At 44.6% G+C, this 13,514-nt stretch carries 10 protein-coding genes and 2 rRNA genes; 8 read left to right on the top strand and 4 right to left on the bottom strand.

Annotated elements, in window-relative coordinates; translation table 11 throughout:
- Positions 1-10: 10 nt before the first annotated feature.
- Complete coding sequence (locus tag RID09_RS20670) at positions 11-2,320, top strand: NACHT C-terminal helical domain 2-containing protein (protein WP_446337798.1); 2,310 nt, start codon at positions 11-13, stop codon at positions 2,318-2,320.
- 209 nt (positions 2,321-2,529) lie between these two features.
- Positions 2,530-3,456, top strand: a complete 927-nt coding sequence (locus RID09_RS20665) for a histone deacetylase family protein (RefSeq protein WP_446337797.1) — start codon at positions 2,530-2,532, stop codon at positions 3,454-3,456.
- 106 nt (positions 3,457-3,562) lie between these two features.
- On the opposite strand, the gene RID09_RS20660 is transcribed toward RID09_RS20665, so the two are convergent.
- Positions 3,563-4,240, bottom strand: coding sequence for a hypothetical protein (locus tag RID09_RS20660; RefSeq protein WP_446337796.1), 678 nt, complete (start codon positions 4,238-4,240; stop codon positions 3,563-3,565).
- A 133-nt stretch (positions 4,241-4,373) separates the two neighbouring features.
- The gene (locus RID09_RS20655) at positions 4,374-4,574 is read right to left on the bottom strand and encodes a hypothetical protein (protein ID WP_446337795.1); all 201 of its coding nucleotides are present in this window, start codon (positions 4,572-4,574) and stop codon (positions 4,374-4,376) included.
- Positions 4,575-4,889: 315 nt separating this feature from the next.
- Between RID09_RS20655 and msrA the strand changes: the two genes are divergently transcribed.
- From msrA to RID09_RS20625, 6 genes are all read left to right on the top strand, one after another.
- On the top strand, positions 4,890-5,552 hold the full coding sequence (gene msrA / locus RID09_RS20650; protein ID WP_446337794.1) for a peptide-methionine (S)-S-oxide reductase MsrA: 663 nt from the start codon (positions 4,890-4,892) through the stop codon (positions 5,550-5,552).
- 705 nt (positions 5,553-6,257) lie between these two features.
- The gene (locus tag RID09_RS20645) at positions 6,258-8,915 is read left to right on the top strand and encodes an EAL domain-containing protein (protein ID WP_446337793.1); all 2,658 of its coding nucleotides are present in this window, start codon (positions 6,258-6,260) and stop codon (positions 8,913-8,915) included.
- Positions 8,916-9,004: 89 nt separating this feature from the next.
- Positions 9,005-9,310 (top strand): alpha/beta hydrolase fold domain-containing protein, encoded by a 306-nt coding sequence (locus tag RID09_RS20640; protein ID WP_446337792.1) that lies wholly within the window; start codon positions 9,005-9,007, stop codon positions 9,308-9,310.
- A 565-nt stretch (positions 9,311-9,875) separates the two neighbouring features.
- The gene (locus RID09_RS20635; RefSeq protein ID WP_446337791.1) at positions 9,876-10,991 is read left to right on the top strand and encodes an IS4 family transposase; all 1,116 of its coding nucleotides are present in this window, start codon (positions 9,876-9,878) and stop codon (positions 10,989-10,991) included.
- 348 nt (positions 10,992-11,339) lie between these two features.
- Entirely contained in the window at positions 11,340-12,314 is a 975-nt protein-coding gene (locus RID09_RS20630; RefSeq protein WP_446337825.1) for an SDR family NAD(P)-dependent oxidoreductase, read from the top strand.
- Positions 12,315-12,738: 424 nt separating this feature from the next.
- Complete coding sequence (locus RID09_RS20625) at positions 12,739-13,119, top strand: response regulator (RefSeq protein WP_446337790.1); 381 nt, start codon at positions 12,739-12,741, stop codon at positions 13,117-13,119.
- Positions 13,120-13,235: 116 nt separating this feature from the next.
- On the opposite strand, the gene rrf is transcribed toward RID09_RS20625, so the two are convergent.
- Positions 13,236-13,353, bottom strand: a 5S ribosomal RNA gene (gene rrf / locus RID09_RS20620).
- Positions 13,354-13,416: 63 nt separating this feature from the next.
- Positions 13,417-13,514: ribosomal RNA gene (locus RID09_RS20615) — 23S ribosomal RNA — on the bottom strand; the annotation flags it as partial.

Below are 13,514 nucleotides of genomic sequence, written 5' to 3'. Positions count from 1 at the left end.
CGATGGGATAATGCCACGGGGAATCAAAATTGCTCCAGAACATAAAAAAACCGTTAGACAGGCATTAAGGCGTCGCGGTTACTCCAGTCAGCAGGATTTGGCGAATACGCTGGGATTATCGCTGTCTACAATTCACAGCTTTTTTAATGGTAAACCTGTAGACTCGATCAATTTTGAGGAAATTTGTGAAACGTTAGGATTAGAGCGACAAACCATCCAAGACTACAATATAGAAACTCTAGTACAAAATGTCCGCCAGAAAATACGTCCCCTCATCCAACAACGGTGTGGCACAATGCGAGTTCTGGATATGACTCACCCGATAGGCATTAGTGACATCTATACAAACGTCAACATCTTAGAGAAAATCACTGGGAGGAGACGACTAAAAATTGCCGATTTACTCCGAGGGTTTGACCCCGAAGCGGAAGACTTTGATCACTGGGGACTTAATCATATCAACACCAAACGATTACCGGGACTTGAAGCGGTGGAAAAATATCCGAAACTGATGGTTTTGGGTAAACCCGGTTCGGGAAAAACTACGTTTCTCAAGTATCTGGCAATTCAGTGCAGTTTTGGTACATTTATGAACCAATTTGTCCCGATTTGCCTGACGATTAAAGATTTTGCTGAAGCCACCGATCAACCCGATTTCCTCGACTTCCTAATTCAACACTTTTCTAGTGTTAACATTACCGGGAATGAAATCACCCAACTCATTCAATCGGGACAGTGCTTAATCTTACTCGATGGCTTGGATGAAATGCTAGACGATGATGCCAATCGCTGTATTAAGCAAATTCGATATTTTTCTCATCAATATTGTGACAATCAATTTGTGATCACCTGCCGTATTGCCGCCCAAGACTATACCTTTGATAAATTCACCGAAGTTGAGGTAGCTGATTTTAATGGAAAACAGATTAAAACCTTTGTGGAGAAGTGGTTTAAAACCAAAGACTTAGATCTAGGCGAACGATTCATCGAACAGCTTAAAGTTAATCCCCAAATTCAAGAATTAGCCACCAACCCCTTACTCTTAACCTTACTCTGTTTAGAATTTGAAGATTCTGGCGACTTTCCCGCAGACCGAGCGGAATTATATAAACGCGGGATTGCTACGCTTTTACTGAAATGGGACGCTAAACGGGGAATTATCCGAGATCAGGTCTATAAAAAACTATCCGTTCAACGCAAACAAAACTTACTCAGTCAGATTGCCTTTACCACCTTTGAACGCAAAGATTATTTCTTCAAGCAACGCCAAGTTGAACATTATATTGCTGACTATATCCGTAACTTACCCGATGCCGAAACCGATCCCGATGCCTTACAATTAGATAGTGAAGCCGTTCTCAAATCCATCGAAGCCCAACATGGACTCTTAGTGGAAAGAGCCAGAGAAATTTATTCCTTTTCCCATCTCACGTTTCAGGAATATTTTACCGCCAGAAAGATTGTCACCAGTTCAAATCCCCAAACCTTAGAAAATGCCCTGCGATCGCTTGTTAGCCACATCACCGAGAAAAGTTGGCGAGAAGTCTTTTTCCTCTCGGTGGGGATGTTACAGTCGGCGGATTATTTATTACAATTGATGAAACAGCAAATTGATCAATTAGTGGCTACAGATGCGGAATTGCAACGGTTATTGCAGTGGGTGCATGGGAAATCAAATACCGTTCACGTTCCCTATAAACCAGCAGCGGTGCGGGCATTTTATTTTAATTTAGCCCGGAATTATTATTCTCAACACAACCCCACTCCTCCGCAACGGAAATCAGACTTGATTGGTGTCCTGGATTGCCATTTCCACCATCTTCTACTGTTAGGATCTAGCCAAACCCAAGATATTGGACTGGATGAACTGCTATCCTTGACCTTTGAACGGGCGTCTAAGCTGGTTCTGGGATTAGCGGATCGTCCCTACGCCATGAGAGGAGCATTATTTTTGGCGTGCGATCGCGCCCTGAATCTTGACCCCAGGTTGGACAAAGCCTTACAGGAACTCAAGCAACAACTCCCTAATCCAGATTTCAATCTACATGGGAATGAGTGGCAGTTTAAGCAATGGTGGCAAACTCATGGTATCTCTTGGACAGAACAATTGTCGGCTGCGATTATTAAGTATCGCCAGATTGGTTATCCTTGGCAATTTAACTCTCAGCAAAATAAACTTCTCAAGCACTATTATGATGCCAATCGATTATTAGTGGACTGTCTCAATAGTGATTGTTATGTCAGTCGTGAGGTGCGACAGGAGATTGAGGATACCTTATTATTGCCGATGGCTGAAATAGAGAAATGTCGAGTCACTTAGGCAATCTATCTATAAATCTAAGTACCTGAACATAAACTCTGTCCACTGTACTAAGAAATGTTAACAAGCGTCAAATCCTTACTGTTAAGAGTTCCCCGTTCCCTGTTCCCTAATTTCAACCGTCAACGTTAATTTTATCCGACTACTTACCGAACCAATAATTATACAATTATAGAAAGCACTCATTTGCTGCCAATTCTACTGAACCTATGTTTCCAGTTATTTACTCCGACGAATTTCTTAATCATGACAACGGTAAATTCCACCCTGAACGCCCAGAACGATTGACAGCTATTGTCAATGCCTTAAACGCTGCACCCTGGGCACATCTTGTGGATTGGCAGTTACCTACACCCGTAGAAAGTCGTCCTGTAATGCCTTTGTTGCAAAAAATTCATGACCCGGATTACATCAATTTAGTCAAACAACTTGCCCACGACGGTGGAGGGATGATAGATGGCGACACCAGGGTTTCTCCACGCAGTTATGATATTGCCCTGTTAGTCATCAGCGCTTGGTTAGATGGGGTTGATCGGGTTCTCACTAGCAACAACCCGGCATTTGTCCTCGCACGTCCTCCTGGACATCATGCTGAAGGTCCACGGGGGATGGGATTTTGTATCTTTTCCAATGCTGCGATCGCGGCTTACTATGCCCTAGAACAACCGGGTATCCAAAAAGTCGCCATTTTGGATTGGGATGTTCATCATGGTAACGGCACTCAAAGCCTGGTGGAAAACGATGCCAGAATTGCCTACTGTTCCCTCCATCAATATCCTTGCTATCCTGGCACCGGTCACCCTCGCGAACGCGGCTCATACAATAATGTCCTGAATGTACCCATGCCACCAGGCAGTGCATTCACAGAATACCAACCCATGTTTGAGCAGGGGGTTATACCCTTTCTCAGGGAATTTCAGCCCGATTTACTCATCGTTAGTGCAGGTTACGACGCCAACGCCGATGATCCCCTAGCCAGCATCGCTCTGAAACCCAAAGATTTTGGCGTATTCACTGATTACTGTTTGCAACTGACTCACCGCATTTTATTTGGCTTAGAAGGCGGTTATGACCTTACTGCCTTAGCCAAGTCCGTTATTGCCACCATTGAACCCTGTTTAAACCTTGGTGAATAGTTGCCACAAATAGCTCAATCGATAACCTATCATTTCTGGCTGGGCGAGTGTGTCTATCATACCAGTAGTTATTCGGAAGGGAGCGTTACCCTTCTATCTTCTACCCCTAAAACAGCTTCAGATTGTAACCTACACCTAAAACAAGTCCCACATCCGTCTCATCATCCTCAGGAAATACCACATTGACACGCACTGTTCCGGTAAATCGGGGAGGGATGGGAATATCGACACCACCGGAAACCAACGGATCAGCTTCCCAGTCCTTATCGGGTTGCAGCAGCACACCTCCTCCAACAAAAGGAATCACAATCGTTTGTCCGGTAACTGGAGCCTTGATTGGAAAATTCGCGCTAAGGGCAACGGTTGTAGTGGTTTCGTCACCAAACATGACCGCATTGTGCAAGGAGAAATTATCAGCAAACCCTGCTTTAGTGACAATAACCAAAGACCCTTCCCCTAAGTTGGTTTCCTCACCATCCAGACCAATATTCCCGCCTACGCCGATATAACTGCGTCCCAGTATTTTTAGGGGATTAATCACAGGGACTTGTGCCACCTCTGGAGTGGCGGCGGCGACAGTTTGGGGTTGAACTAAAACCAGTGTGGGCTGGGCATTATCGGTCGCTGAGCCAGAAGATTGAGTCGAGTCAGAGGGAGTAACGGTTATATAACCATAGTAGGCGGAGTCTGGCGTCTGGGCTTGAGCGGATAAACCACTACAAAGCAGGGACGAAGCGGTGAAACCGAATAGCCACGAAAAAAGTTTTGCCAAGTTCGGTTGCATGGTTGTTCACTTTTGGGTTTAGGAAAATCATGCCACAATTCAACCCACATTGGAAGGTGAAGATGAATAAATTGAACCTTTCATCCCCATCTAACATTCCGATAGAATCCCTGGTATTCATACCAAGAAGATATCAAGCTGCTTGTAGTAACTCCCTACTACTATGCTGGATTTGAGCCAGAATCTGCATCGCTTCTGTCAAATTCTCACAAAGATAGTTGGTTTTGAAGTAAAAGGGTTTCAGGCGCTCGTTAGTTATTTCAGCCGGTTCCCAAATGATCAGCTTTAAGGGTTTTTGGGGATTGTTCGTTGCACAAAGTGAGTGGAGTATCATCGTAGTATGCACCTCAATCGGTAGAATGCTCTGGGTTCGGAATCCAGATTAAGCCTCCCACAGCCAGATGGCTGACAGCTATCAGGAATTTCCCAGGGTCTTTACAAAACTACATTCACTCCGGTGTCTATCAGGACGTTTCATCAAATCTTTACAACCGGGGAGTAGAGGAAGCAGGGGGAGCGATTTCCTAATCAACAAAGGACGAATGACGTAGCTTGCTTCTTGTCGGATGACGAATGACGAATCCCCAATCACCAATCCAAAATATTAAGTAAAGTAAATATATGGCAGCAAAATCGGAGTCGTAATTCTATGGTGTTATTTGGATTTGGCGGATTTGGCAAAAAGCTCAGCTTACCTAAACCCGAAGAGGCGTTACCGGGGCGGGAAGAGCCCATAACTGTCCCAGCAAACCACTATGTCAACGGCAATCCTCTCAAACCCCCTTACCCCGATGGTATGGAAATGGCAATGTTTGGGATGGGCTGTTTCTGGGGGGCTGAACGCAAGTTTTGGCAACAAGAGGGAGTGTTTGTTACGGCTGTGGGTTACGCAGGCGGGATAACGCCTAATCCCACCTATCAAGAAGTCTGTACAGGGATGACAGGTCACAATGAAGTCGTGCGCGTCGTATTTGACCCCCAGGTGATTACTTATGAGCAATTGCTGAAAGTTTTCTGGGAAAGTCATAATCCCACCCAAGGGATGCGCCAAGGAAATGACACGGGAACTCAATATCGTTCGGGAGTTTATACCTATTCCGAAAGTCAAGGGAAACTCGCAGAAGCCTCACGAGAAGCCTATCAAAAAGCGCTGAGCGATGCGGGTTATGGAGAAATCACGACAGAAATCGTTGATGCTCCAGAGTTCTACTATGCAGAAGGCTATCACCAGCAATACTTAGCCAAGAATCCTAATGGGTATTGTGGGCTAGGCGGAACTAACGTGACTTGTCCGACGCCAGTGGCACTGTAGGGATAATAGAAGAGTAGGGGCACGACATTTCGTGTCCCTACTGATGGTTGTAGTGGTTCAACGAGCAAGCCAGCCTAAGATCAGGTTTGTCTCTCACCGTTATCATTTCCTTTTCCCTTACACCTTATTTCTTACTGCAACTTGGCATAAGGATTGAATAGCAAGACTTCATCAGTCTTAAGTCGTATAATTGAAGCAACAGGATAAATTTTCATTAAGTCTTGAACTCAATTGTCCCGCCGTTTATCTTCATCAAAGTTAGGATTGCTTCCTGGTTAAGTTAGGGTGATTTAGGTGGTTTTCTAGAGAATCATCACAGCTTAATTGTGATTTAAATCAATTGAGCCAGTGATTAAACATACAAAAAAATACTGGATTATTTATAACAATAGAAAATAAGTAAAAGGTGGGCTAGGTCAAAATGGGGAGCGCTCGCCGAACCAACGACCAAACAATGGCGATGTTCCAGGTCAGTGACAACTAGGGGCTAGACAAAACATTTCCCAGTCAAGACTCTAAGGATCAGACACTGAGGAACTAAACATCTGACCCAACCGACTCATAGCTCAAAATTTTCCAGCTAAGGCTGGATGTAAGGGTTGCATCTATCGTAGAGCATCAAACAAGTGCGATTATTCACATCGATATCAACATCGATCGCGATCGCGCCCGGTGAAAGCATCTATGATAAAAGGGTTTTAGTGCATGTCCAAACAACTCCGTCTGTTGCAATCTCTGATTCCGGCGATCACCAACGTTCCAGATTTTCACTCAGCACTGGATCTGGTGCTGCATCGCGTCTGTGAAGTGACCCATTGGGATTATGGTGAAGCATGGCTTCCGACTTCTGATTCTCGTCGTTTAACCTGTAGCCAAGCCTGGTATGGTGATCCCTGTGATCTGCTACCATTGCGACGCACCAGAGAAATGCTAACATTTCCCCCCAATATCGGCTTACCTGGACGGGTGTGGACATCAAAACAGCCAGAGTGGATTGACCAAACAAAGACAGATGGGATTGATCCTGATGCCGAATTCACTCTTGTTAGCGCGACGGATCAGCCGCAAGAGTTTCAAGCTGGAGGCGCGATCCCCATTCTCCTCGATGATCGCTTACTCGCTGTCTTAACATTTTTTACCCGCCACTCTCATCCCAGCGATCGCCAATGGATGGAATGGGTGGCTGCGATCGCGATGCAGTTGGGGTTGGTGATGGAACGCCAACAATTAACGGAACAACTGCACCAGCAAGAGGAATTTAATCAAAATTTAGTCGAAACCCACGGTGGCTTTTTTGTCGCCATTGACCCCCAGGGAAAAACTCGGATGATGAATCCCAGATTACTGGAAACGTTGGGTTATACCCTGGATGAAGTGAGGGGAACAGATTTTGTGACCACGTTTCTTCGAGACGTTGACCGCAAACCCTTTGCCAAATTAATCAAAACCCGTGGGGAAAAATCAGAATTAAAATCGCCCACTGTACATCAAACCGGAGTCCTGACCAAAGAGGGTCAAGAACTTTGGGTAGAATGGCGTAGCCAACAGGTTTTTAAGAAAAGCGGTGAACTTGACTTCTTGTTTGCCATCGGACGGGATCAAAACGAACATTGTCTCACCCATCAAGAAACAGCCCGTTTAGCCTCGTTTCCCCTATTGACCCCCAATCCCATTGTCGAAATTGATTTAGCAGGGCGTGTGCGTTATCTCAACCCAGAAGCCATGCGCTTGTTGCCCGAATTATTAGATAGTGAAGCTGAACATCCATTTTTGGCAGAAATGCCCTCAATGATTCGGTTGATGCAGCAGCAAAGTTCCTTGAGACGCGAAATAAAAATTGGGGAAATTGTTTACGAACAAGTCCTGCATTACGTTCCCGAAATTGAGTGCATTCGCATTTATGCCTTAGATATTACCGATCGCAAACGAGCAGAAGAACTATTATTGTTTAATGCCTTTTATGATCGCCTCACCGGACTGGCGAACCGTGCCTTATTCATGGATCGCTTGCAGCAAGCCGGACGACGCGCCCAACCGGGTCAAGGGGAGAACGGGAATTCTCCATCCTATCGATTTGCCGTGGTGTTACTCAATCTCAATCGCTTCAAAGTCGTGAACGAAAGTTTGGGGAATCATTTAGGGGATCAAGTGCTGCAAGAGTTTGGAGAGCGCATACAAAACTGCTTGCGTTCCACGGATACCGTTGCCCGTTTAGGTGGTGATGAGTTTGCTATCCTGCTAGAGGGGATTCAGGGGGTTTGTGATGCCATTCAAGTGGCAGATGCGATTGAGCAAACTTTGACATTACCCTTTAACCTGGAAGGGCGGGACGTGTTCATGACAACCAGCATTGGCATTGCCCTAAATACGAGTCGCGATCGCAGAATTTTGTCGGCTGAAGACATACTCCGTAACGCTAATACTGCTATGCATCGCGCCCGTTCCCAAGGCAAACCGGGCTATGCCATCTTTGATAACCAGATGTTGAGTCCCACGGTTGATCGATTACAGATTGAAACCGACATGCGGCGTGCGATCGAACGGCAAGAATTTCAAGTTCATTATCAACCAATTGTATCCCTACTCACCCATCAAATTACCGGCTTTGAAGCATTATTACGTTGGCAACATCCGCAACGCGGGTTAGTATTTCCCGCCGAATTTATTCCCATCGCTGAAGAAACCGGATTAATTATTCCCATGGGGTGGTGGATACTGCGGGAAGCTTGTCGCCAACTCAGTGTTTGGCAGCAGCAATTTCAAAGTCCCCAACCCTTGACGATGAATGTTAATTTGTCCTGTAAACAGTTTATGCAACCGGATTTATTAGCGCAAATTGACCAAATCTTGGAGGAAACCAATATTGCCGTTGGCAGTTTAAAGTTGGAGATTACGGAAAGTGTGGTTATTGATAATCCGGAACTGGTCAAAGACTTACTGTTGGAATTGAAAAAACGGCAAATTCATCTATGTATTGACGACTTTGGCACTGGCTATTCCTCCTTAAGTCGCCTGCATAATTTTCCGATTAGTACGTTGAAAATTGATCGCTCATTTATCAGTCGGATTGGTGCGTTAGGTGAAAACTCGGAAATTGTTCAAGCGATTATCACCCTCGCCCGAACCATGAGTATGGATGTGGTGGCTGAGGGAATTGAGTTATTAGAACAAGTTTCGCCTTTAGTGGCGTTGCAATGTCATTATGGTCAAGGATTTTTATTCTCAAAACCCGTAGACAGCGATTGCGCTAGAGAATTACTTCTAGGAAAATCGGTTCAGTTGGAGCGTCAGTTGAATCGCTCAGTGAGCGTTAAAAATGAAGTCAAAACTTCTGTATCTGTAGAGGATGAGCGAGTACAATGATTTTATCAATGGATAATTAATAATTGATAATTGACAAAAAGATTTTCCTTAATTTCAATTCTCTTCTTTTAAGGAGAGGTCATTATCCATTGTCAATTTGTGAACGACGTTTCCTGATATTAGCCGACATTATAGCTCCCCAGTATCACTTTCCGGCTCAACTTGAGGATGTACAGGCGGCTCTATCCTATATCCAAAGCCATGCTCATGAGTTAGAAATTGATACGGAACGAATTGCTCTCATCAGTCTCATCAGTCCAGCTTCGGAATACCGCAGCCACATGATCCCGCATTTCTCACAAAAGGCGCGATTGCGAATAGCAGAAACCTTGCCAGACAAGGATTTAAGCCCATTTATTCACTCCCAGTTGCACAGAACAGTGTGTTGCGCCTGAAGGGGTGACAAGCAGCTCAATAGCTTGGCTTACATTGCATTTCCCCCCTCAAGCCTCGAAAAGATGAGAGCTTATTGACAGGTTTATTGCGAATGAATCAGTGAATGAGAATGATAATCACCTGGGTGACGATCCAAGAGTCAGTTGGTTATCTTTAATCCTTAAATACTCCCCCCTTCAGCAGCACCCCTTCAGGTCACAAGGTTTTGGGGGCGGCGTGCGATCGCGTCGAAGAAGCGGGCGATTCAAACCCCTTGTCAGGCATGGGTTGTGGAGAAAGGCAATCTGGAGAAAGAGAGGTTTTGCGATCGCGCAATTAAAGGGAATAGAAAATATTGCGCTTGAAACCCTGATACAAACAAAGCACAGAGCGATTAAACAGGAGAAAAGACGACAGAAAAATCCCGAAAAGTCTCACCGTGAGGGAATTTCAATTTTGGGGCTGAGTGGAATTGCTTCCGTTAGGACATTTTGGAGTTTTTGCAAAAACTTAAATAAAAATGTATGTATTTTATGGTAAAAAAAGAGCGGTCTATCTCGGTTCAAGTTAACCGCCCAATAAATAATGCTACCCCAATTCTATCACAGTTGTCTTAAGAATTATCTAAGTGAGTCTCAACTCCTCACCCTAGAAATTTTACTTTGGCTGCTGCAAGTACATAAACAAGTCAAGATTGAGAGATTAGCCGCGCTCTTTCCTGTACCCATCCTTTATCAAAGTAGGAGGAAACATCTGCAAAGGTTTTTAGTTCTTCCCAATCTTAGTCTACCATTAATTTGGTTTCCGATACTTAAATATATATTAAGAACTCAAGTTCCTCTCGGAAGTCGTGTTATTCTGGCTATAGATAGAACCCAATGGGACAGTAATAACTTATTAATGATTGCTGTGATTTGGAAAAAACGTTCCTTCCCTGTATATTGGCAATTTTTGGAGAAAGCGGGCAGTAGCAATATATCCGAACAAATAGCAGTTATTCGTCCAGTCTTAAAATTGCTTTCCCGTTATCAAATTGTTATCATTGGAGATCGGGAATTCCGCAGCGTTGAACTAGCCTACTGGCTGAAGACAAAGAAGGTATTTTTTGCATTGCGGATCAAGCAAGATACTTATATCCGTCAATCAAAAGGAAACTATCAACAGCTAAGTGAGTTGGGTTTAACTCCGGGGATGAAGTTATTTCATTCGGGAGTTAATTATACAAAGAAAAAGGGATTTGGTCGTTTTAATTTAGCCGCTTATTGGAAACGGAAGTATCGAGGTTCATGTGAAAAACAAGGCTGGTTCATTTTGACTTGCTTTAGTAGTATTGATGAAGTGATTCAGGTTTATCAATCTCGCAGTGGTATAGAATCCTTGTTCAAAGATTGTAAGACGGGTGGCTATAACCTAGAAGGAACTAAGGCATGCATAGAACGTTTAAATCGTTTAGTCTTGTTAATTGCAATGGCTTATACTATCGCTTCTTTAAAAGGTGACAAAACTCGCTGTCAAAAGCAACAAAAATATGTCTGTCGTCTCAAAGAGGTAGCAAGAAGCCAGAGACGACACAGCAACTTTTGGCTTGGTCTTTATGGATTGACCTGGACTATTGGATGGGATTTTTGTCAAGTCATGATTCCCATTCTATTCTTGACTAATTTTAACCCAAAATATTCAACAATTCAAGAGTCTGGGTAGCAATATTCTGCTCTTAAACTTGAGCAGTAACTAAAAAACTGACGCGATTCGCTAACGCGATAGCGAGAGCTTCACGCACGGATAGACCCGAAATCCATCTAGCCGTTGCTGGGTAATGTTTTGGCAACAAGAAAAAGATTAAAGACAATCAATATACTCCTGGAGTGTCACCTGGGTGATTATCATTCTCATTCGCTTATTCATTCTCAATAATCCTGTCAATAAGCTACCATCTTTTTGAGGCTTGAGGGGGGAAATGCTTTGCCTGCCAAGCTTTTGAGCTGCTTGTCACCCCTTCAGGTCGCCATCACTTGAAGTGCTGCCAAGATAAACTGAAAAAAAACAATGATGAAACACCTTGTAGGTAAAATCACATTAGTCACAGGGGCAACGCGGGGTCTAGGTAAGGGAATTGCGATCGCGCTTGGTGAAGCTGGGGCGACGGTCTATATCACAGGGCGTACCCTGGAGCGTTCGACCTCTGACAATGGTGTCGGGAGTCTCCAGGAGACCCAATCAGCCGTTGAGGAAGCAGGTGGCGTATGCATTCCCATCCAAGTGGATCACAGTGACGATGAGCAAGTGCGTTTGCTGTTTGAGCGTATCCAGGATGAACAGGGACAACTTGACCTACTGGTTAATAATGCTTACGCTGGCGTACAAGCCTTAACAGAGGCGGCGGGAAAGCCCTTCTGGGAGAGTGAACCGAGTTTGTGGGATGCTTGCAATAATGTGGGGCTGCGTAGCCACTATGTCGCCAGTATTTTCGCCGCCCGGATGATGACCCCACATCAGCAAGGACTTATCTGTATTATCTCGTCTTGGGGTAGTCTATCCTATATTTTTAGCCCACCCTACGGTGCAGGTAAATCAGCGTGCGATCGCCTAGCCGCAGATATGGCGATTGAACTCAAACCCCATAACATTGCATCCCTCTCAATTTGGCCCGGAATTGTGGGTACGGAAAACTTTTCCCAATTTGCCGCCAATATGGATGAAAGTGCGGCGGCTGACCCGAAAAAGTCAGCCATAAAAGAGGGGTACAACTGGGAAACGCCTTTACTCACCGGACGGGTTATTGCTGCGCTAACCGCAGATTCCACAGTGATGGGACGAACCGGTCGGGTGCAGATTGTGGCGGAATTGGCTAAACACTACGGACTGGTAGACAAAAACGGTGAGTCTCCTGTATCTTTACGGTCTCTGCGTTTCCTGCTTCCCCTGGTTTTTCCCGCCCTGAGAACGTACCCCGGGCTGATACCTAATATTAATGTGCCTTGGTCACTGCTACTGCTACAATCACTAAGTTCACCTAAAATATGATAGTCTCGGCTGATCAGACGGGATTAGTAATGAGTTCTCCAAGAAATTAAAACGTGGTGAAAGTTAGTCGTTCTTTTCCCATGCCATCCGTCTGGTTTATTCCTAAAACAATATCATGGTCAGATGAAACCGGAATATCTGGTCTTTAATGCCAATTTGCAAGAATTTGATCAGCTTTTGCATAGCAAAGATTAAGCCCAAAAGTAGTGATATAAATCAAGAAGTTAGGGTGATATGACAACAGAAACTGATAACTATACTCTAAGTCAGTAGCGATTGAAAACTTATTCGTCTGATCGAGACAAAGATAAACAAAAGTTACGTCGATTTAGCATGGAGAATTCGGCAATCTGGCGTATGTCTAAACAGCCTTCTTTCCTACACAATAAAGAGAGGAATAATCCAGCGTAACAGACAGAACACCATGCAAAGCACGCCTTTAACAAAAAACCATCAAACACGGATATTGCTGGCGGAAGACAATCGGGTGAATCAGAAGTTTGCCGTACTTTTGCTAAAGAAACTGGGCTATCAGGCTGATGTCGTGAGTAACGGTGCAGAGGTTTTACAGGCTTTGCATAGTCACTCTTATGATGTTGTGTTTATGGATGTGGAAATGCCAGAAATGGATGGTTTAACAGCGACTCGTCAGATTTGTGAGCAGTGGTCTGTTCACGAACGTCCTCGGATTATTGCGCTTACAGCTTATGCTCAGCGGGGGGAATGGATGACTATATTACTAAACCGATTGAGTTGCCAAAACTGGTTCAGGCGTTGCAGAAGGTATTGGATAGTAATCATATGATGTCCGGCAAATGCCCCATAATATAAATCAGTGCGCTTTTTGTATTCCCAAAGCATAAAACCCTCTTTCCATTACGAAAAGAGGGTTCTATGGATTTCAGTGAAATAAAATGAGAAGCCTGGCATCGAGCTATTTTCCCAGGGGGCTACCCCCAAAGTATCTTCGCCGCAGCAACGTTTCACATCCGAGTTCGGGATGGGTTCGGAGTGGTGCCATTGCGCCAGAGACACCAGACAAGCTTGTGGTTCTGATTAGTTGAGAGAAGAACCCTCAAGACTGCACAGCGAGAGAATATAGAAGGTCAAGCCCTCGGTCGGTTAGTACGTCTCGGCTGCACTCATTACTGAGCTTCCACCTGACGCCTAAGAACAGGTGTTCTTCCTGTGACCTTACCT

It is taken from the genome of Coleofasciculus sp. G1-WW12-02, from assembly GCF_040219735.1.
Classification (GTDB): Bacteria; Cyanobacteriota; Cyanobacteriia; order Cyanobacteriales; family Coleofasciculaceae; genus Coleofasciculus.
The sequence above is the reverse complement of the archived record's forward strand: the minus strand, read 5'-3'. Positions and strand labels throughout refer to the sequence as shown.